Origin of the sequence: Bradyrhizobium sp. BRP22, assembly GCF_020194175.1 — a bacterium.
Taxonomy (GTDB): domain Bacteria; phylum Pseudomonadota; class Alphaproteobacteria; order Rhizobiales; family Xanthobacteraceae; genus Bradyrhizobium.
The window spans coordinates 73,135-92,623 of sequence record NZ_JADYVX010000017.1 but is presented as its reverse complement, the minus strand read 5'-3'; the positions used below and the strand labels follow the sequence as shown (position 1 = coordinate 92,623).

At 63.8% G+C, this 19,489-nt stretch carries 24 protein-coding genes; 16 read left to right on the top strand and 8 right to left on the bottom strand.

The features are described 5' to 3' along the window. Nucleotides 1-154: 154 nt before the first annotated feature. Nucleotides 155-1,765, top strand: a complete 1,611-nt coding sequence (locus I6F35_RS21405; RefSeq protein ID WP_225119649.1) for a rhodanese-like domain-containing protein — start codon at nucleotides 155-157, stop codon at nucleotides 1,763-1,765. Nucleotides 1,766-1,777: 12 nt separating this feature from the next. On the opposite strand, the gene I6F35_RS21400 is transcribed toward I6F35_RS21405, so the two are convergent. After that, nucleotides 1,778-3,151, bottom strand: coding sequence for a sensor histidine kinase (locus I6F35_RS21400; protein WP_225119648.1), 1,374 nt, complete (start codon nucleotides 3,149-3,151; stop codon nucleotides 1,778-1,780). Between the two features lie 190 nt (nucleotides 3,152-3,341). Between I6F35_RS21400 and I6F35_RS21395 the strand changes: the two genes are divergently transcribed. From I6F35_RS21395 to I6F35_RS21360, 8 genes are all read left to right on the top strand, one after another. After that, on the top strand, nucleotides 3,342-3,962 hold the full coding sequence (locus I6F35_RS21395) for a response regulator transcription factor (RefSeq protein ID WP_225119647.1): 621 nt from the start codon (nucleotides 3,342-3,344) through the stop codon (nucleotides 3,960-3,962). An 85-nt stretch (nucleotides 3,963-4,047) separates the two neighbouring features. Then, nucleotides 4,048-4,893: an S-formylglutathione hydrolase gene (gene fghA / locus I6F35_RS21390; RefSeq protein ID WP_225119646.1), complete on the top strand. Its 846-nt coding sequence runs from the start codon at nucleotides 4,048-4,050 to the stop codon at nucleotides 4,891-4,893. Nucleotides 4,894-5,095: 202 nt separating this feature from the next. After that, nucleotides 5,096-6,277 (top strand): ABC transporter substrate-binding protein, encoded by a 1,182-nt coding sequence (locus I6F35_RS21385; RefSeq protein WP_225119645.1) that lies wholly within the window; start codon nucleotides 5,096-5,098, stop codon nucleotides 6,275-6,277. 14 nt (nucleotides 6,278-6,291) lie between these two features. Further along, complete coding sequence (locus tag I6F35_RS21380; protein ID WP_225119644.1) at nucleotides 6,292-7,263, top strand: YVTN family beta-propeller repeat protein; 972 nt, start codon at nucleotides 6,292-6,294, stop codon at nucleotides 7,261-7,263. Between the two features lie 41 nt (nucleotides 7,264-7,304). Further along, complete coding sequence (locus I6F35_RS21375; RefSeq protein ID WP_225119704.1) at nucleotides 7,305-8,081, top strand: ABC transporter ATP-binding protein; 777 nt, start codon at nucleotides 7,305-7,307, stop codon at nucleotides 8,079-8,081. Continuing rightward, the gene (locus tag I6F35_RS21370) at nucleotides 8,078-8,926 is read left to right on the top strand and encodes an ABC transporter permease (RefSeq protein WP_225119643.1); all 849 of its coding nucleotides are present in this window, start codon (nucleotides 8,078-8,080) and stop codon (nucleotides 8,924-8,926) included. Before I6F35_RS21375 ends, I6F35_RS21370 begins: the two co-directional genes overlap by 4 nt. Continuing rightward, a complete protein-coding gene (locus I6F35_RS21365; RefSeq protein WP_225119642.1) occupies nucleotides 8,923-9,534 on the top strand; it encodes a hypothetical protein in 612 nt (203 codons plus the stop codon). Before I6F35_RS21370 ends, I6F35_RS21365 begins: the two co-directional genes overlap by 4 nt. 129 nt (nucleotides 9,535-9,663) lie before the next feature. Continuing rightward, nucleotides 9,664-9,957 carry a copper-binding protein gene (locus I6F35_RS21360; RefSeq protein WP_225119641.1) on the top strand — a complete coding sequence of 98 codons (294 nt, stop codon included), beginning with the start codon at nucleotides 9,664-9,666 and terminating at the stop codon, nucleotides 9,955-9,957. Nucleotides 9,958-10,017: 60 nt separating this feature from the next. Here the strand turns inward: I6F35_RS21360 and I6F35_RS21355 are convergent, their stop codons facing one another. Continuing rightward, a complete protein-coding gene (locus I6F35_RS21355; RefSeq protein WP_225119640.1) occupies nucleotides 10,018-10,581 on the bottom strand; it encodes a PQQ-dependent catabolism-associated CXXCW motif protein in 564 nt (187 codons plus the stop codon). Then, the gene (locus I6F35_RS21350; RefSeq protein ID WP_225119639.1) at nucleotides 10,578-11,462 is read right to left on the bottom strand and encodes a substrate-binding domain-containing protein; all 885 of its coding nucleotides are present in this window, start codon (nucleotides 11,460-11,462) and stop codon (nucleotides 10,578-10,580) included. The genes I6F35_RS21355 and I6F35_RS21350 overlap by 4 nt, the downstream gene beginning before the upstream one ends. A 158-nt stretch (nucleotides 11,463-11,620) precedes the next feature. On the opposite strand from I6F35_RS21350, the gene I6F35_RS21345 reads away from it, so the two are divergent. Further along, nucleotides 11,621-12,547: a quinoprotein relay system zinc metallohydrolase 2 gene (locus I6F35_RS21345; RefSeq protein ID WP_225119638.1), complete on the top strand. Its 927-nt coding sequence runs from the start codon at nucleotides 11,621-11,623 to the stop codon at nucleotides 12,545-12,547. Between the two features lie 59 nt (nucleotides 12,548-12,606). Beyond that, nucleotides 12,607-13,437 (top strand): quinoprotein dehydrogenase-associated SoxYZ-like carrier, encoded by an 831-nt coding sequence (locus I6F35_RS21340; protein ID WP_225119637.1) that lies wholly within the window; start codon nucleotides 12,607-12,609, stop codon nucleotides 13,435-13,437. A gap of 27 nt (nucleotides 13,438-13,464) precedes the next feature. Here I6F35_RS21340 and I6F35_RS21335 read toward each other — a convergent pair whose 3' ends face one another. Continuing rightward, nucleotides 13,465-13,824, bottom strand: coding sequence for a hypothetical protein (locus I6F35_RS21335; RefSeq protein ID WP_225119703.1), 360 nt, complete (start codon nucleotides 13,822-13,824; stop codon nucleotides 13,465-13,467). A gap of 84 nt (nucleotides 13,825-13,908) precedes the next feature. On the opposite strand from I6F35_RS21335, the gene I6F35_RS21330 reads away from it, so the two are divergent. From I6F35_RS21330 to I6F35_RS21315, 4 genes are read left to right on the top strand one after another with little or no spacing between them, the layout of a single operon-like run. After that, nucleotides 13,909-14,889 (top strand): ABC transporter substrate-binding protein, encoded by a 981-nt coding sequence (locus tag I6F35_RS21330; RefSeq protein ID WP_225119636.1) that lies wholly within the window; start codon nucleotides 13,909-13,911, stop codon nucleotides 14,887-14,889. A gap of 3 nt (nucleotides 14,890-14,892) precedes the next feature. After that, a complete protein-coding gene (locus I6F35_RS21325; protein ID WP_225119635.1) occupies nucleotides 14,893-15,630 on the top strand; it encodes an ABC transporter permease subunit in 738 nt (245 codons plus the stop codon). Beyond that, nucleotides 15,620-16,330 carry an ATP-binding cassette domain-containing protein gene (locus I6F35_RS21320; RefSeq protein WP_225119634.1) on the top strand — a complete coding sequence of 237 codons (711 nt, stop codon included), beginning with the start codon at nucleotides 15,620-15,622 and terminating at the stop codon, nucleotides 16,328-16,330. Before I6F35_RS21325 ends, I6F35_RS21320 begins: the two co-directional genes overlap by 11 nt. Nucleotides 16,331-16,368: 38 nt before the next feature. Continuing rightward, nucleotides 16,369-16,722, top strand: a complete 354-nt coding sequence (locus I6F35_RS21315) for a hypothetical protein (RefSeq protein ID WP_225119633.1) — start codon at nucleotides 16,369-16,371, stop codon at nucleotides 16,720-16,722. Nucleotide 16,723: 1 nt separating this feature from the next. Here the strand turns inward: I6F35_RS21315 and I6F35_RS21310 are convergent, their stop codons facing one another. Together I6F35_RS21310 and I6F35_RS21305 are read right to left on the bottom strand one after the other, a co-directional pair. Beyond that, nucleotides 16,724-16,960: a hypothetical protein gene (locus I6F35_RS21310; RefSeq protein WP_225119632.1), complete on the bottom strand. Its 237-nt coding sequence runs from the start codon at nucleotides 16,958-16,960 to the stop codon at nucleotides 16,724-16,726. A gap of 101 nt (nucleotides 16,961-17,061) precedes the next feature. Next, a complete protein-coding gene (locus I6F35_RS21305) occupies nucleotides 17,062-17,892 on the bottom strand; it encodes a hypothetical protein (protein ID WP_225119631.1) in 831 nt (276 codons plus the stop codon). Between the two features lie 209 nt (nucleotides 17,893-18,101). On the opposite strand from I6F35_RS21305, the gene I6F35_RS21300 reads away from it, so the two are divergent. Then, the gene (locus I6F35_RS21300; protein WP_225119630.1) at nucleotides 18,102-18,410 is read left to right on the top strand and encodes an EthD family reductase; all 309 of its coding nucleotides are present in this window, start codon (nucleotides 18,102-18,104) and stop codon (nucleotides 18,408-18,410) included. Nucleotides 18,411-18,492: 82 nt separating this feature from the next. Here the strand turns inward: I6F35_RS21300 and pqqA are convergent, their stop codons facing one another. Beyond that, the gene (pqqA, locus tag I6F35_RS21295) at nucleotides 18,493-18,573 is read right to left on the bottom strand and encodes a pyrroloquinoline quinone precursor peptide PqqA (RefSeq protein WP_035689484.1); all 81 of its coding nucleotides are present in this window, start codon (nucleotides 18,571-18,573) and stop codon (nucleotides 18,493-18,495) included. 221 nt (nucleotides 18,574-18,794) lie between these two features. Next, nucleotides 18,795-19,124: a hypothetical protein gene (locus tag I6F35_RS21290; RefSeq protein WP_225119629.1), complete on the bottom strand. Its 330-nt coding sequence runs from the start codon at nucleotides 19,122-19,124 to the stop codon at nucleotides 18,795-18,797. Nucleotides 19,125-19,489 lie beyond the last annotated feature (365 nt).

Sequence of the window (19,489 nt, the reverse complement as noted above, 5' to 3'; positions counted from 1 at the left end):
CAAACGATACTAGAGTGCAATGCCGGCAATACGCCACCTGCAAGTGTTCCCGAAAGTATCGGGAAAAATTCCCGACCCGTCATAGCCGCAGGCATCGGCCAGCAACAATATCTGCTATAGGCCGATCTCCTTGAATTCCTTCCCGGATATTCCAATGAAGCCAATCTCCGGCACACAGCCGAAGCGGTCTGATACCGCGCCACTCATGACGCCTACGGAATTGCGCCGGCGTTGGCGCGCTGGAGAGGAGGTGGCGTTGCTCGACGTACGCGAGGAAGGCCCCTACTCGCTGGCCCATCCCTTCTTCGCGGTCTCGCTGCCGCTTTCGCAGATCGAGCTGCGCGTTCTCGATCTGATCCCTCGCTTCAGCGCCCCTATTGTCGTTTACGACGCCGGCGAAGGATATGCGGAGCGGGCGGCGAAACGGATTTCAGCGCTCGGCTACACCGATGTATCGATCCTCGACGGCGGCCTGGAGGCGTACCGGGCGGTCGGCGAGGTCTTTCGCGACGTCAATGTGCCGAGCAAGGCGTTCGGCGAGCTCGTCGAGGCGATCCGCCATACACCTTCGCTGTCGGCGAACGAGGTCAAGGCCCTGATCGAGACGGAGCCCGATCTGGTCGTGCTCGACGCCCGCCGGTTCGAGGAATACCGCACCATGAGCATTCCGCGCGGCGTCAGCGTTCCCGGCGGTGAACTCGCGTTTCGCGCCAGGGAAATCGCGCCTGCGCCCGGCACCACCATCATCGTCAATTGCGCCGGCCGGACGCGCAGCATCATCGGCACGCAGTCGTTGATCAATGCCGGGCTTCCGAACAGGATCTTCGCGCTGCGAAACGGCACCATCGGCTGGACCCTGGCGGGACACCAGGTCGAACGCGGCCGGACCGACCGGTTCCTGCAGCGCCCAGGCGCAACTTATTCCACCGCGCTCGCCAGCGCGACGCAATGGGCGCAGCGCGTCGGCGTTCCTTCCCTTGATCGCGACATGTTCGATCGCTTCCTCGCGCAGGCGAACGAGCGCACGCTCTACCTGCTCGATGTGAGGACACCGGAAGAATATGAGCGCGGGCATCCGCCCGGCTTCGCCTCCGCACCCGGCGGGCAGCTCGTCCAGGCCACGGACGAATGGGTCGCCGTGCGCGGATCGCGGCTGGTGCTGTTCGATGACGATGGCGTTCGCGCGCGCATGGCCGCATCCTGGCTGATCCAGATGGGCTGGGAGGCTCACATCGTCGGGCCGGACGTGATTGAGCCGACCGAGGCCGGCACGCCACAACCGCGCCGCCCGGCGCCGGTGGCCTCCGGCCCCGCGATCGACGTCGGCGAGTTGATCGCACACCGCAACGACTGGATCGTCATTGATCTCGCGCGCAGTCCCGCCTATGTCGCGGGACATATCCCCGGCGCGCACTTCGTGCTGGCGTCGCGTTTCACGGAGGATCTGCCGCGACTGCCCGGCGAGGGAACGATCGTTCTGACCAGCGCCGACGGCGACGAAGCCTGGTTCGCGCTCGCTGACGCCATTGCCTCGACACCTCGCAAAGTGGCCGTGCTGAAAGGCGGAACGAGTGCCTGGACCGACAGCAATCAGCTGCTCGAGCGCGATCGGCATTCCTGGATCTCGCAGCCCGATGATGTCTACAAACGACCCTATGAGGGAACGGACAACGCAGCGGCGGCAATGCAGGCCTATATCGATTGGGAGCTGCACCTTGTCGCCCAGCTCGCAAACGATTCAGTGTCCAACTTTCACGTCGTCTAGCGCGCTGCGACATCAGAGCTGGGAGCGCGCTCCGGTGGGAACGAGCGCCTCCACTGTGACGCCGTCAGCGGACGAGACCGTCAGCGAGCCGCCCAACGCCAACAGGCGCTCGCGCATGCCGGTCAGGCCGAAGCCGAACCGGTGATCGGGGCTCAAGCCGCGGCCATTGTCGCGGACCCGGACCCGCGCACAGCCGCGAATTCCCCGCACTCCTTCCACCTGCTCCGCGGGCTCGACGGTGACCTTGACCGCGGTCGCGCCGGCGTGACGGAAGGCGTTGGTGAGCGCCTCCTGGACGACGCGATAGATCGTGAGATCGGCGGTCTCTCCGGTCTCGCCGAGGGAAGGCGAAATGCTGGTTTCGATCGCGACCTCCGGATGCGATTCCTTCCACAGGCGGAACAGCGCGGAGAGCGCCTCGTGAAGGCCGAGCTCGGCGAGCCCGACCGGCCGCAGCTTCTCCAGTATCCGGCGCGTGAACTGCTGCAACGCATTGACTTGCTCCAGCATCGCACCGCCGTGCTTTCGCACCTGGTCCGGACCTGCTTCGGGCGCATCCGACAGCCGCATCAGCGCACTTGCATGGGCGCGCAACGCGAACAAATGCGGGCCGAGTTCGTCGTGCAGTTCGCGCGCGATCTGCTTGCGCTCCCGGTCCTGCAGCGAAACCGCACGTTCGGCGAGCCGCCGCTTGTCCTCGATCGCCTCGCCTAGCGTGGCCGCGAGGTGGTTCAGCTTGCCGCAAATCGCAGCCAGTTCCGGCGCGCCGCCCGGCATCACGCGAACATCGTACTGCCCGGCCTCGATCTTCGCCATGGCTTGCGACAGCGACTCGAGCGGCGCCAGCGCGCGGCCGACAACGCTCCTGATGATCAGAAAGAGCACAATGACGATCGCGGAACCGACCGCGAGCTGGGTGACTATGCCGTCCCAGATCTCCGCCATCTCGTCATTGGGATGCGAGGTGATCACGAGCGATTCCGATCTGCCGCGGATGTTGATCGGTACGCTAACGGACGTCGTCTCCGGATGGACGAGCGCGACAAACCAGGCTGGCGGTGACCGTCCCTCCTCGGGGTTGTCAGTCGCTGCGTCCTTTCCGGACTTTGCCGTCGTACCATCCTGCCGCGCGATGCTGACGTGACGCAGCCGGCTCAGATCGCGAACGATCTCGTCGAGCCGGGCGTCCGGATCCGGCGCCTCGTTCAGCCCGGCAACGATCGTGGTCACGAATTCCCGCGCCAACCTGATAACGCTCTGGTCTTCGGCCTGGACCCGGGGCCCCGCCTCCACGATGAGCCGGGCGATGTTGATGGCAAGGCCGAGCGCGAGGACCAGCGCCAGCAGCAGGTTGATCCGCCCGCGCAAGGAAAGTTTCTGCCACATCGCCGTTGCCCACGATCACCCGCGTTCGGTTCCTCAATTAAGAGGAGCGTTGACAGACAAATAGCGCGTCTGTCTAATCGAAGGGTACAGCAATCGCGCTGGAGATGCATGAGCGCGCCCGTCGGGAAGATGTTCATGCAGTCTGATGCGGTGCAGCAACGGGCTGACGCAGCTATCCGGGACTTCAAGCATGCGCGTTCTGATCGTTGACGACCATCCGATCGTCGCTTCCGGCTGCCGCACCGTGTTCGCCGACGAGCCGGAGATCGTGCTGCTCGAGGCATCGGACGCCGAAAGCGGCGAACGCGTGTTCCTCGCGGAGCATCCCGATATCTCCGTGGTCGACATCAATCTGCCGACCGTCTCCGGCTTCGAACTGGCACGGCGGATGCTGGCGCGGGACGATTCGGCGCGCATCATCATGTTCAGCATGAACGACGATCCGGTGTTCGCCGCCCGCGCCATCGAGATCGGCGCCAAGGGTTATGTGGCGAAGACCGGCGATCCCAACGATCTCGTCGAAGCCATCCACGAAGTCGGCAATGGCGGCGTCTATCTGCCACCCGCGATCGCGCGACGCGTCGCCTTCGCCGGGCCTGCCGCTGCGCAGAGCCCGCTGTCGAAGCTCAATCCGCGCGAGATAGAGATCCTGCGGCTGCTCAGCGCCGGCAAGACGCTCTCCGAGATCGCCTGGCTGGTTCATTCCTCCTACAAGACGGTCGCCAACACCTCTTCGATCATGCGCCAGAAACTCGGCGTGCGCACCTCGGCCGAGCTGGTGCGGTTGGCGATCGAGAGCGGCGTGGCCTGAATTGCGCACGCATGATCCGGAAAAGTGGGCACCGGTTCTCCGAAAGGATCATGCGCAAACAAACAAGCGCCGGAGTTAGAACATCATGACGATTCAAACCGTTTCGACCAACAAATCCCATGGCGGCATCCAGGGCGTGTACAAGCATGCCAGCCGCGAAACCAAGACCGACATGACCTTTTCGGTCTACGTTCCCCCGCATCCGGCGGGCGCGAAGCTGCCGGTGGTGTTCTATCTCTCCGGCCTGACCTGCACCCATGCCAATGTTACGGAGAAAGGTGAGTACCGCGCCACCTGCGCCGACCTCGGCCTGATCTTCGTGGCGCCCGACACCAGCCCGCGCGGCGAAGGCGTGCCCGGCGATCCCGCCGGCGCATACGACTTCGGGCTTGGCGCCGGCTTCTATGTCGACGCGACGCAGGATCCGTTTGCCCAGAACTACCGGATGTGGGGTTATGTGACCCAGGAATTGCCGCAGCTCGTTGCCGCGCATTTCCCTGTCGATCCCGTGCGGCAGTCGATCATGGGCCATTCCATGGGCGGTCATGGCGCACTGACGGTGGCGCTGCGCCATCCCAACCGCTACCGCGCGGCGAGCGCTTTTGCGCCGATCGTGGCGCCATCACAGGTGCCCTGGGGCATCAAGGCACTCGGCGGCTATCTCGGCGATGACAGAAGCGCCTGGCGCAGGCATGACACGGTGGCGCTGATCGAGGATGGTGCGCGATTTTCCGACCTCTTGGTGGACGTGGGTGATGCCGACTCGTTCCTTGCCGAACAGCTTCGCCCGGAACTGCTGCAACAGGCCTGCGCGAACGCGCAGATCCCGCTCCTGCTGCGTCGTCAGGAAGGCTACGACCACAGCTACTACTTCATCTCCACCTTCATGGGCGATCACCTGCGCTGGCACGCGGCGCGGCTGACGGCCTGAAACAATTTCATCGCGGCGCGCGACACGGCGGCAATCGACATCGTTGCCGCGACGGCTGATCGCGCTCTCATGATCGTGATCGTGCGGAATCGAGGACGTCGCAACGACAAAATGCGGGGTTGCAAGCCAGAACAATTCAGTCATCTTGCAGGCCAAGAGGTTCTCCATCGCCGGGTCAAGGCGAGGAGCGTCGGGAGGAAACATGGTCCGATGGCTGGTCGCCGCAATCGGTCTGGTCGCAATGGCGAAGCCTGTGCTTTCAGCCGAGCCGATCGAGATCGGCATTGGCTATCTCGGCCGTGCCGGCGTTCAGCAGAAGCTGTCGCTGGTCGAGCAGCCCGCCGAGAATGACGGCATCGCCGGTGCGCGGCTTGCGATCGAAGACAACAACACCACCGGAAAATTCCTCAACCAGCGTTTCAACCTGGAAGAGGTCCGGCTCAGGGAAGGCGAGGACGTGGCGAAGGCCGCGACCGCGCTCGCCGATCGCAACGGTTTCATCATCGCCGATCTCCCGCCGGATGCGCTGCTGCAGGCGGCGGATGCGCTGCGCGATCGCGGCACCGTGCTCTTGAACGCCGGCGCGATCGACGACCGGCTGCGCGAGCAGGACTGCCGCGCCAACGTGATCCACGTCGCGCCGACACGGTCGATGCTGGCGGATGCGCTGGCGCAATATCTGGTGTGGAAGCAGTGGAAGCGCTGGTTCCTGGTGGTCGGCTCGCATGACAAGGACAAGCTCTATGCCGACGCGCTGCGCCGCGCCGCGACGCGGTTCGGCGCCAAGATCGTGCAGGAGAAGACTTTCGAGGACACCGGCGGCGCGCGCCGCACCGACAGCGGCGTGACGCTGATCCAACGGCAGATGCCGGTCTTCACCCAGCAGATTGCCGCCTATGACGTACTGGTTGCCGCCGACGAAAGCGAGGTCTTCGCGTCCTATCTGCCCTATCGCACCTGGGACCCGCGGCCGGTTGCGGGCTCCGCCGGGCTGGTGCCGACAAGCTGGGACGCGGCGCAGGACCAGTGGGGCGCGATCCAGATCCAGAACCGCTTCGTGAAACTGAATTCGCGGCGCATGACCGCGCTCGACATGCAGGCCTGGACCGCCACGCGCATGATCGGCGAAGCCGCCTCGCGCACGAATTCAGGTGACCCGAAGAAGCTGTTCGCTTTCCTCAAAGGGCCGGATTTCTCGGTGGCCGCGTTCAAGGGAACGCGGCTGACGCTGCGAAACTGGAACCAGCAGCTTCGCCAGCCGATTCTCCTGGTCGACGGGCGCATGGTGGTCTCGGTGTCGCCGCAGGAAGGGTTCCTGCACCAGGTCTCCGAGCTCGACACGCTCGGCGTCGACCGCCCCGAAACAAAATGCAAGCTGCAGTGAGGGAGAGATCGCGCATGTGGCGCCGTTATTTACTTTCCGGAACGGTCCTTTGGCTTGCGGCCGCCGCACCCGCCTCTGCCTTCATGGCCTACGTCTCCAACGAGAAAGGCAACACGGTCTCCGTGATCGACACCGATAGCTGGACCGTGACAAAAACCATCAAGGTCGGCCAGCGACCGCGCGGCATCGAATTCAGCCGCGACGGCAAGTTCGTGATGGTCGCGGTCGGCGACGACGACACCATCCAGGTGATCGACGCCAAGAAGCAGGAGGTGGTGGACACCCTGCCCTCGGGCCCCGATCCGGAACTGTTCGCTCAGGATGCCGCGGGCAAGGTCATGTATGTCGCCAACGAGAACGACAACACGGTAACGGTGATCGATCTCGAGAAGCGTGCCCGCATCGGCGACGTCCAGGTCGGCGTCGAGCCTGAGGGCATGACGATCAGCCCTGACGGCAAGATCCTGATCAACACGTCCGAGACCACCAACATGGCGCACTTCATCGACACGTCGACGCGCCAGATCGTGGCCAATGTGCTGGTCGATGCCCGACCGCGGTTCGCCGAGTTCAAGCATGACGGCTCGGAATTGTGGATCTCGTCCGAGATCGGCGGCACGGTGTCGATCATCGATCCGGTCAAGCACGTGGTGACCGGCAAGGTCACTTTCAGCATTCCCGGCCTGCGCAGCGAAGCGATCCAGCCGGTCGGCATCGGCATGACCAAGGATGACAAGACCGCGTTCGTCGCGCTCGGCCCCGCCAACCGCGTCGCGGTGGTCGACGCCGTCAGTCACAAGGTCACCAAATATCTCCTGGTCGGGCAGCGGGTCTGGCACATGGCGTTCACGCCGGACGAGAAATACCTGCTGGTGACCAACGGCGTCTCCAACGACGTTTCCGTCATCGACGTCGCCGCGCAAAAGGTGATCAAGACCATCCAGGTCGGCGAACTCCCCTGGGGCGTTACGATTGCACAGCCATGACAGCAGCCGAGATACCCATCGCTAGCCAGCCATCGCCGGACATGTCGGCCCGCCGCGCCCCCGCCGGTGCCGCCGCCTTGTCGATCGAAGGCGTCAGCCATTCCTATGGTGCACGCCGCGCGCTGATCGATGTGAGCTTCGACGTCGCGCCCGCGAGCTTCACGGCTCTGCTCGGCCTGAACGGCGCCGGAAAGAGCACGCTGTTCTCGCTGATCACGCGGCTGTTCGGCATCCAGGCCGGGCGCATCGGCATTTTCGGTCACGACATCAGCCGCGCCCCGGGCGAGGCGCTGCGGCTGCTCGGCGTCGTGTTCCAGCCGCGCACGCTCGATCTCGATTTATCGGTGACGCAGAACCTGCTTTATCACGCCGCCCTGCACGGCATCGGCCGGCGCGAGGCGCGGTTGCGCAGCGGCGAGGTGCTGGCGCGGATCGCGCTCTCCGACCGTGCCGGCAGCAAGGTGCGCGATCTCTCCGGCGGCCAGATGCGCCGGCTGGAGATCGCGCGTGCGCTGCTGCACCGGCCGCGCCTGTTGCTGCTGGACGAGGCGACGGTCGGTCTCGACGTCAAGGCCCGTTCAGACATTCTTAACCACGTCCGGCAGCTCGTATCCGAGCAAGGCATCGGCGTGCTCTGGGCGACGCATCTGTTCGACGAGATCACGGCGAGTGATGATCTCGTGGTGCTGCACCAGGGCAAGGTGCTGGCGCGCGGCCAAGTCTCGCGCGTGATCGCCGACACCGGCGCGCAGGACATCAACACCGCCTTCATGCGCCTGACCGGGGCCGTAGGCAAAGTCGGGAGCGAGGCGTCATGAGCTCCATCACCGTCACGCCGTCACGACGCGGCTTTTCCTTCGGCGAATACGTCACCTGCCTCAACGGCATCGTGTGGCGCGAAGCGCTGCGCTTCCTGCATCAGCGCGAACGCTTCGTCTCGGCACTGGTCAGGCCGCTGGTGTGGCTCTTCATCTTCGCCGCCGGCTTTCGCCAGGTGCTGGGCATCTCGATCATCCCGCCTTACGAGACCTACATCCTCTACGAGGTCTATATCGCGCCCGGCCTGATGGCGATGATCCAGCTTTTCAACGGCATGCAATCCTCGCTCTCGATGGTCTATGACCGCGAGATGGGCAATATGCGCACGCTGCTGGTGAGCCCGCTGCCGCGCGGCTACCTGTTGTTCTGCAAATTGCTGGCGGGCACCGCAGTCTCGCTGTTGCAGGTTTATGCCTTCCTCGTGATCGCCTGGCTCTGGGACATCGCGCCGCCGCCGATCGGCTATCTCACCGTGCTGCCGGCGCTGGTGCTGTCGGGGCTGATGCTCGGGGCACTCGGCATGCTGATCTCCTCCGGCATCAAGCAGCTCGAGAATTTTGCGGGGGTCATGAACTTCGTGATCTTTCCGATGTTCTTTGCCTCATCCGCGCTCTATCCGCTGTGGCGGGTGCAGGAGGGCAGCCCGATGCTTTATTATGTCTGCCAGCTCAATCCGTTCACCCATGCGGTCGAATTGATCCGCTTTGCGCTGTATGGCCAGATCAACTGGATTTCGCTTGGCGTCGTTGCCGGCTGCACGGCGGTCTTCATGATCGGCGCGATCCTGGCCTACGATCCCTCGCGCGGACTAGCGCGGCGCGGGCCTGCCGGAGGGGAGACATGATCGGGCGCATCGCGATCGCATTGCTTGCCGTCGCGGCTTCGACCGGGCTCGGTCGCGCCGCCGATCCGCGCTATCCGGACTGGCCCTGCGCGCAGGCCAAGGTACCGGAGATTTCGCTCGCGGCGGTGTGGGCGGGACCGCCGCTCGACGACGTCCAGGGCAAATGGAAGGAGGACGCCAGGATCACCGCATTGGTGGAGAAACTGGCCGCGCGGCGCACATCGCTTGATGATGCGCAAAAGGCGATCACCGACTTCCTCGCGGCGTCCGCGGGCGACAAGACCACTGCCGGCAAGCTGCTGTTCACAGGATTGTTCGATTCGCTCAATGCCCAGCGTTCCTCGGTCATGAACGGCATCGAGCGGGTGACGCGCAAGCAACGCGAGGCGGCCGAGAGAATCCGTGCCGATACGCTCGCGCTGCAGGCGCTGCAGAGCGCGCCCTCGCCCGATCAGTCCAAGATCGACGAGCTCAGCAACCAGCTCCTGTGGGAAACCCGGATCTTCGAGGACCGCCAACGTGTGGTCAGATTTGTCTGCGAAGTACCGACAACGATCGACCAGCGCCTGTTCGCGCTTGGCCGCACAATCCAGCAAGAGATGGAATAGCGCCAATTCCGGCGCAAAAAAGGTCAGCGTCGCTGACCTTTGGGGTCGGTTCCAGCGGATGGATCCGGGAACCAAATCGGATTCCACCCTCTTGTCGTCCAGGCAATCTCGCAACCGGGAGAGTTTTTGATGAGAAAGGCAACGATCATCTTGGCGGGCGCGACAGCCGTCAGCATCCTCACGACCGCGGCCTTGGCCCAGCAAAACATGACGGGAACGATCACCAAGATTGACCGGCTGAATGGCACTATCTCGATCCAGCAGACGCAGAGCGGCACAGTCGGCGCAGGCAGTGGCGCCATTCAGGAGTTCAAGGTGACTGATGTGAACAAGCTTGAACCCTTTCACGCCGGCGACAAGGTGAACTTTTCCGCCGCTGAAGGCGGCGGCACCAAGACCATCACCGATCTCAAGAAGCAATAGTGTCATCCCACGAACCTCGGTCCTAGCGGCCGAGGATTCGCCCGAGCGAAGCCGCGCAGTCTACTTCTCTTCACCCGTCCGCGGCTCGGGCCGGGCTTCGACGAGCGGCAGGCCTGCGCGCTCCCACCCATCCGATCCCAGGGGATACCAGGAGATGTTGGAATAGCCGTAGGTCAGCGCGCGCCTGGCTGCGTTCCACGACATCCAGCAATTCTCCTGGCAATAGATCACGAGCAGCGCCGCCTTGTTGCCGCCCGAGGCGTGCTCAAGGCCGCGGCGAAGATAGTCTTCGGTCACATCAGCGAGCTTTCCGTAGCCGGTGTCGGGCAGCCAGATGCTGCCGGGGATGTTGAGCCGCGGCTTATCGCGCCACACTGTGCCTTCGGGCAGGTTGGCTGGCTTCGGCGGGCGCGGCAGCACATCGACAAAGGCCCCGGTCTTGTCGCGCCAGATCGCCTCGGCTTCCGCGGTCGAGAGCACGCGCGCGCCGGCAAGCGTCGCAGGAACCGGCGCGCGATAATTCTCCGTGCGGTATTCTTGCGGCTCGGCTGCCGGCTGCTGGGCGTGGGCTACGGCGATGAGCGCCGCGGCGGCAACGATCAGGCTGGCGAGCCACCGCCTCATGGCGATTTCGTCGCCGTGTCCGGGCCGATCGGCCGTTCATTCTCGTCCAGCAGCGGCACGCCGAAATCGAGCAAGATCTTGTTGATCTCGCCCTGGTTCTCCTGGATCAGGCGGTTGAGCTGGCGTTTCCAGTTCTGGTCCGCCGGGCGCACGCCCATGCCGATGCGATAGATGAGCTTCGGGCCTGTCGTTTCCTTCACCAGCGGCGTGACGTGCAGCGGCGGATTGCTCTTCCTGGCATAGAATCCAGCCATCGGTCCCCACAACACGCCTGCATCGATCTCGCCTTTGGCAAGATCCTTCATCATCGCTTCCGCGGAAGAGTCGACGCGGGTGTCGATCATCAGCGGATAGGGTTTTGCATTGGCCATCAAGCCTGCCACGGCCATGTTGGTGGCGGGCGGCGTGCCGGCGACGACGCCAATATGCTTGCCCTTCAGCCGCTCGTCCTCAAGCGTGGTCACATCGTCAAGGCCGCTGCCCTGCTTCGCGATCAACGCATAGGCCGTGCGATAATAGGGATTGGTGCCCTGGGCGAGTTCATCGCCTTGCGGAAAGCCCATGATGACGTCGCAGCGGTGCGCGCCGAGCGTCATCCGCACAAAACCGGTCGCCTGCGGAAAATACGTGAACTCAAGCTTCTTCTGCAGTTTTTCGGCAAACAGCTCGGCGAGCTTGTTCTCGAAGCCTTCGCCCTTGTCGTTGGAGAACGGCAGGTTGCGCGGGTCGGCGCAGACGCGCAGGACCTTGGGATCGATCAACTCGATGGAGAGATCACCGCTGTCCTTGGTCTGGGCGCGAGCAGCACCATAGCTGGCCACCAGCGCGGCAATCGCAAGCAGCGCCGGCAACCAGCGGCGATATCGTCCGGCACCCGCCATCGCGTTTCCTCCTCTTTGTTGTTTGCGGCTAACCATAGATTGCCCGCCGCGTCATGACGTGCAACAGCTTCGTGATAATCTCGCTTGGCGTGCTGCAGCGCAAACAGGCGTGACGCGAAGTGGCGTCGATCGCTTCGTGCATAAACTTGGGCGGAAACATGGCTCGTGTCGTCTCGCTGATCGCGCTCGTCGCAGCACTGTGCATGTCGACCCTAGCGCAGGCGCAGGAACAGGAATTGCCTGTGAGCGAAGTCGCGCCCGGAATATTCGTGCATGTCGGCGAGATCGCCCTGATGACCGGTGAGAATGAGGGCGCGATCGCCAATGTCGGATTCGTCATCGGTGACAGCGCCGTCGCCGTTATCGACAGCGGCGGCAGTGTCCGCGAGGGACGGCGACTATTGGCCGCCATCCGCGCCCGCACCGACAAGCCGATCAGCTATGTCGTCAACACCCACGCCCATCCCGATCATGCCTTCGGCAATGCTGCGTTTGTGGGCGATGGAACCGTTTTCGTCGGCCACAAGAAGCTTCCCGACGCGCTGACGGCGCGAGGCCAGTTCTATCTCGAGGCCTTCCGCCGGATGATGGGCGCGGACCTGATCGATGAGGTGCGCATCGTGCCGCCCACGATGCTCGTCGACGGCAGCCTCTCGCTCGATCTCGGTGGACGATCGCTCGCGCTAAGAGCATGGCCGACGGCGCATAGCGACAACGATCTCACCGTGTTCGATGAGAAGACCCGGACCTTGTTCGCCGGCGACCTCGTATTCGTCACCCACGTCCCCGTCGTGGACGGCAGCATCAAGGGCTGGCTCGGCATCCTCAGCGAACTCGGCGCCCTGCCCGCGCAGCGCGTGGTTCCCGGTCACGGGCCCGTGAGCGAATGGCCACAGGCCTTGGCCGATGAACGCCGCTACCTCGAGACGCTGGCGGCCGACGTGCGCGCGCTGATCGCGAAGGGCAAGCCGATCACCGCTGCGGCCGAAACGGCCGCGGCATCGGAGCGGCCGCACTGGAAATTGTTCGATGATTACAACGCCCGCAACGCAACTGCAGCATTCTCGGAATTGGAGTGGGAATAGTATTGGCGAGGCCGTATAGTGCAGGCGTTGCTTCCATCCTCGCTGCGAGGAGAACGACCATGTTCGGAGCACCTTTCCGTCTGCTCGCTATCGCCGGCCTGCTCGGCATGATCGCATTTGGCGCTCGCGTCGCGCCCGCAGTGAGCGCGGAGACCTATGATCCCTGGCCAGGCCTGGTCCAGGACATCTTCAGCAACCGTCAGATGAATGACGGCAGCAACGTGATCGCGGTCGAGATGCCCGCCCGCGCAGAAGATGCCGCGATCGTGCCGGTGACGCTGCGCACCAAGCTCGCGCCCGACGATAGCCGCCGCGTGCGGACGATCACCCTCGTCATCGACCAGAACCCTGCGCCGATGGCGGCCAAGTTCGAGCTTGGGCCGGACGCGGGTGTCACGGAAATCTCGACCCGCGTGCGCGTCAACAACTACACCGACGTGCATGCCGTCGCCGAACTCACCGACGGCAAGCTCTATATGGTGAAGACCTACGTCAAGGCGTCCGGCGGCTGCGCTGCGCCTGCACTCAAGAACGCCGAGGAAGCCAAGGCCCGGCTCGGCCAGATCCGATATAGGCAGCTTTCGAAATCCGGCGCAGGTTCCACCAGCGGAGCCCGGGAGGCGCAGGTCATGATCGGCCATCCCAACAATTCCGGCCTGCAGATGGACCAGGTGACGCAGCTCTATATTCCTGCCTTTTATGTCGACCGGCTGCAGCTCTGGCAGGACGACAGCCCGGTGCTGAAGATGGAAGGCGGCATCTCGATCTCCGAGGATCCCAACATCCGCTTCACCTATGTCTCGAATGGCGCCAAGCGTTTCCGCGCGGAGGCCAAGGACACCGACGGCCACGTCTTCGAGCACGAATGGAAGATCGATTCGGATAGTTGAACGGCCAGGCGGACCGACCCGCCCGTATCAGAAGCACCTGACTTCAGCTTCGGCCTGCGCCCGGCGGAGTTCGTTGAGGGCATTGGTCGCCTGCTCGGACGTGCGGAACGGCGAACCCATGTCGCCCCTCACCTGCGACAGGCTGAGCACCGTTTCGGCGGTGACATAGCGGTCATAAGGAATGATCGATGCGACGACGTCGATCGAGCACGAGCATTGCTCGATGGCCTGCCGCGTTTCGCCATTCGCCTTCAGGCAGCCGAATACGTATTCCGCGCGGGCGGCTGTCGGATAGTCGTTGACTTCCTCCCCGCGCGCGACCGAAGCGGTTGCCGCGAACACGATCAAAGCGGCGACAATAGGTCGTACCGGTCCCGCAAACGTCATGGCCATCCTCTCGCTTCCAATGGCGCAAGCTATGCTATGACTACGCGATAGAAAAGAACACGTTCGAGGAAACGGCTCAACAGAATGAGTGCCATGATTCGCACGCTGCTGGTCGCCGCGATCGTTGCGGTGACGCCGCTCGCTGCCTGCTTTGGCGCGGACACGATCCGCGTTGCAGTGCAGAAAACCGGCACCTTTGCCTGGGAACTGGCGGTCATCCGCGCGCATGGCCTCGACAAGAACGCCAACCTCACGATCGAGGCCACCGAGCTCGCAAGCCCCGAGGCGGGCAAGATCGCGCTCCGCGCCGGCAATGCCGACGTCATGGTCTCCGACTGGCTGTGGGTGTCGCGCGAACGTTCGCTCGGCGCCAAGCTTGCCTTCTATCCCTATTCGAGCGCGCTCGGCGCGGTGATGGTGCCGACATCGTCGCCGATCCGTTCGCTGACCGATCTGCGGGGACGCAAGCTCGCGGTCGCCGGCGGGCCGATCGACAAGAGCTGGCTCCTGCTGCAGGCATCGCTGAAACAGGAAGGCCTGGACCTGAGATCGGGAGCGACCATCGTCTACGGCGCGCCGCCGCTGCTGGCGGCCAAGGCGGCCGGCGGCGAGGTGGACGCCGTCGTCAATTACTGGAATTTCTGCGCGGCGCTGGAAGCCAAGGGCTTTCGCCGCGTCGCCGGCATCGAGGATATCCTGCCGAAACTCGGCGCCAAGGGCCGCATCGCGATGGTGGGCTACGTCTTCGACGAAGGCTGGGCCAATGCGAACCGCCACGCGGTCGAGCGTTTCATCACGATGACCCGCGCCGCCAAAGAGATCCTTACGACGTCCGACGACGAATGGGAGAAGATCGCGCCCTTAACCGGTGCAGCGGACGCTGCCACGCTGCACGCCTATCGTGATCGCTATCGGGAGGGAATCCCGCGCCGCCCGATCGCGGATGAAGAGGCTGACGCCCAGGTGCTCTACCGGGTGCTCGCCAGGATCGGCGGCAGCGAACTGGTGGGATCGGCGACCGAGCTCGCTCCCGGCACGTTCTATCACGCAATCCCAGGAGATTGAGCCGTGCTGCGCCTCCTCTCCTTCCTCCTGTTCCTTGCGACGTGGTGGATTGCGGCGCTCCTGATCGGTGACGTGAAGCTGCCGGCACCGCCGGCGGTGCTGACGGTGATGCTGCGAGAAGCAGCGTCCGGCGCGCTGTTCATCAATCTCGGCGCCACGCTGGCGCGGGTCGCGCTGTCCTTCACGCTCGCAATGGCGCTCGGCGCCGCCATCGGCTACCTGATGGGCCGGGTCAAGCTCGCCGACCGGATCGGCGATCCCTGGCTGATCCTGCTGCTCAATCTGCCGGCGCTCGTCGTCATCGTGCTCGCCTATATCTGGGCCGGGCTCACCGAGGTCGCCGCGATCACGGCGATCGCCGTCAACAAGCTGCCGACCGCGGTCGTCACGCTGCGCGAGGGCACGCGGGCGCTCGACCGCTCGCTCGATGAGATGGCGACGGTGTTCGCGATCCCGCGCGGCAGAGCGTTCAGGCACGTGATCCTGCCCCAGCTCGGGCCCTACATCGCGGCTGCCGCACGATCGGGACTCTCGCTGGTCTGGAAGATCGTGCTGGTTGCGGAATATCTCGGGCGGCCGAACGGCGTCGGCTTCGAGATCGGCGTCGCCTTCCAATTGTTCGACATTCCGCTCCTGCTCGCCTATTCGCTGACCTTTGCCGCGATCGTGCTCGTGATCGAGACCGTGCTGGTGCAGCCATTCGAATTTCGTGTATCGCGGTGGCGGCCCCGTGCAGCTTGAGGTCGATATCACCGGCAAGCATTTCGAGAGTGCGGCGGGCGAGCGGCACGACGTGCTCGCCGCCATCAAGTTCTCGCTTCACGCGGGCGAGGTCGGCGTGTTCGTCGGTCCTTCCGGCTGCGGCAAGAGCACGATGCTGAAGATCCTGGCCGGCCTCGACCACGATTATCAGGGAAGGATCTCCAGGCCGGCGGCGGCGCGACTCGGGATGGTATTCCAGGAGCCGCGGCTGTTGCCGTGGCGGTCGGTCGAGGACAACATCCGGCTCGCCGCGCCACACATTGAAGAGAAACGGCTCTCAGAACTCTTCGCCATCCTGGAATTGACGGAGCATCGCAGCCATTTCCCGGGCGAGCTTTCGCTTGGCCTGGCGCGCCGCGTCGCGCTTGCCCGGGCGTTTGCGATCGAGCCGGATTTCCTCATTCTCGACGAGCCGCTGGCCTCGCTCGACGATGCGCTCGCCGCGCACCTCCGCGAGCAGATCGCAACGCTCGTCGAAAGCCGCGCGATGATGACGCTGCTGGTCACGCACAATCTCGACGACGCCGTTTGCCTGGGCGACCGCCTGTTCCTGCTGTCGGCGCGCCCTGCCCGAATTCTGCAGGAAGTGCCGATCCCGACGCCGCGCACGGGACGAAGCGCCGCCGAGATCAGCCACATCAAGGCCGACCTGGTGCGGCGCCGGCTTGCAAAGATATGAGACCTGGTCTTCATAGTGAGAAAATTTGGGAGGTCTCGATGCCGCGCCGATTGATTGCTGTCGCCGCCTTGCTGGTCGCGCTGCCCGGCGAACTCTCCGCGCAAGCCAAGGGCAAAGGCATCAGGCTCTGGAATCTCACGAGCGCGACCATCGCCGGCTTTCAGCTTTCGCCGCCCGGCAGGAACGAGTGGGGTCCCAACCAGACCCTGAACGACAAGGACAAGGAAGTCGATCATGACGAACGGCTGCGCCTCGTCGACGTCGAGCCCGGGCGTTACGACGCCAAGGTAAGTTATGCCGGAGCGAAGCAGTGTTTCGTCCGCGATATCGAGATCAAGGCCGATGCGGTGTTCTCGATCTCGGACAAAGACCTGAAGGACTGCAACAAATAGTTCAACCCGCCAGGGGAGTCGTACCCTTCTCCGCTCGATCATTGCTGTGCGGATATTCGCAGCGCCATTTGACTGCGGTCCATTTCGGATGCTCGTCGACCCATTGCGCGATATAGGGCGGCGCTGCCATCGCACATTGGCGCAGCGAACCATTAAAGGAGAGCACGAGACGGGTCTCCTCGCAGGTGGCGGGCGACAGGACGGCACAGACGGTCACGACGAGATCGATCGGATTCATGCCTTCATTCCCTGATGCTTCAGCGTTGGCACAACAAGCTACGTAGACCGCAACGGCAGGTTTCGCCTCCACGTGAAAGCCGGAACCTCTGTCGGAGGTTCCTAGAAATTCATGCCAAACACAAGCCGCGCCTGATGACGCTCAAAATTGACGAGATCAAGTGCGGCAACCGATCCGGCCGGACGGCCCCAGGCCTGAACGCTCCAGGCCGCCGTCAGCCGCGACCGCTCCGATAATTGGAGATAGGCGACCGGACCGATGAACAAGGCTTGCCCCTCGAGCTCGTTCAGCCCGATCCCCTCATAGTGGCGGAGATAGCGCGCCTCGCCGCCAAGGAAAACACCAGGCCTGATCTGCGCCATCACGCCGACGGCCGCGCCCACCGTCGCCTCCTGCTCCACAGTGCGGGAGCCCAGAAAACGTGTCCACTCCGGCTGGTAGACGAAATTGAGCGCGGCAATGAGGAAATTCGGCACCCATTCGCGTTCGAAAGCCAATGTGAATTCGGTGCCGAAATTGCGGATACGGCCAGCCGTGGTCTCGTCGACGCGATCGGTATGACCTTCCACCGCCAGGGTCATGCCGAACGGCGCCGTCTCCCGATTGAGAAAGCGGTAGCGGATATCCAATGAGAGACCTTGCCAGGTCAGTTGGCGCCGATCGTCGAGACCGCTGACGCCGGAGATCTGATGCGCCACAAAGGCGCCGCCGAGCTCAACACGAATATCGCGGGCCGGCACGAACTCCAGTTCGAATTCCTGGGTAACCGCGCGATAGCGGCCGCCATTCCTGGAAAATCCCCCAGTTGTCTCCGTCTGGAATTCGCGCTCGCCGACATGCCCGATGTCGGTGCCGATCATGAAGCCGAACAAATGCTCGGTATCGATATCCTCGGCGCGCGCGCCGACGGAAGGCAGTGTGACGAAACACACAGCAGCCGCCCGAAGCATCGTCGCGCGAAAAGACATCCCATTCCCAACGGCAAAATCGAAAGCGTCAGCTTCGCTGACAAGAACACCCTTACCACAGCATCAAGCCCGGAGGCAGCGATTGGACGCTTGATCGCAGTGACCATTTCGGCTGCAATGCAGCGCCCGGAAGGGCCCGCGGAAAAAACAATCGTCAGGGAGAACAGACCGAAATGGCACGAGTTCTGGTACTTTACAAGAAGCCGAAAAACGCCGAGGCATTCGATAAGTATTATGCGTCGGTTCACATTCCGCTGGCGAAGAAAATCCCGGGGCTGACCAAATACGACATCAGTACGGCACCGCCCAGGACGCCGGCGGGCGAGAGCAACATCCACCTTGCGGCGACGCTGTATTTCGATTCGCTCGACGCGCTGAAGGCAGGCATGGGCTCGGCGGAAGGAAAAGCCGCAGGCGCCGACCTCGCCAACTTTGCCGACGGCGGCGCCGACCTCTACATTTTCGATACCAAGGAAGTTTGAGCGGCTCTGCGACAGAGCCCAATGAAAACGCCTGCCGCGGCTGAGCAGACATTGCTGCACGAGCCGGGCAGGCGCCTGACGTCTACTTGCGCGATGCGCAGGCGTACATGTTGATTTCCATGCCGACCTGGACTTCGACGATCTTCGGAGTCTTCCAGCTCATTCGATCCTCCCAAATGGCTTGGCGCGAGTTCACGCCGAGATCGAACCTATGGCCAGCTCGCGAGCGACGCAAGTGGACAAGATCGACCCGCGAGAGCATCTGCGTCGCAGTTGAGCACCGATAGTTCCCTCCTGTGCAAAGCAGTTCCCTCTCGGGCAAAGCCCGTCCGGATCAATCGGACGATGCAGCCTTGCGCGCGACGCCGTTCAAGGACGACGCGTTCAGCAGTCCTTGTCCTTGCTCGCCATTTGGCCTTCGGACTTCCTGCCTTCGGCCTGCTGGGCTGCTGTAGGCTCGCCCTGCATCTGCCGCTGCACATCCTGCGAGGACGTGGCGACATCGTCGCTGGCGCGGTTCATGGTGCTGGTCGGCGGATGCTCCTTGTCGCTCGCCATGCCTGTCGTGGTCTGGCTGCTGGTCGATGCGGGGCCGGAGCCTGCATCCTTCAGATTGGCGCTTTGGCCCTGGGTATCGCAGGGTCCAGCCAGTGCAGTGCCCGCGCTCAACAGTAGAGCGGAGCAACCTGCCAAGATGATGCGTCTTGTGCTCATGTCTCGTCTCCTTGTCCAACCGGCGCGTGCCCCGGCGTGCCAGGATGACGGAAGAACCGAAGCGCGTGCCCCAAGGTTCCGGGTGGCCGGACAAATCTCGATGCTGTTCACTTCCACCGCATCAGGTCGCCAGCGCATCAGAGGTCGTATATGAGAGTGTCGCTCCGCATTTCACTCGTTCCGCTCGTCGTCATCTGCCTTGCGTCACCACTCGCCGCCGAAGAACCGCCCCGGCCCGGGCACATGCAGGCCCCGGCCACGCAGACCGGCAAGGAGCGGCTCGGCAGGAAATGGATGGACGAGCAGCGGATCGATAATTGCAACGTGCCGCTCGATAAGCGCGGTTCCAGGCCGCGACCCGGCGC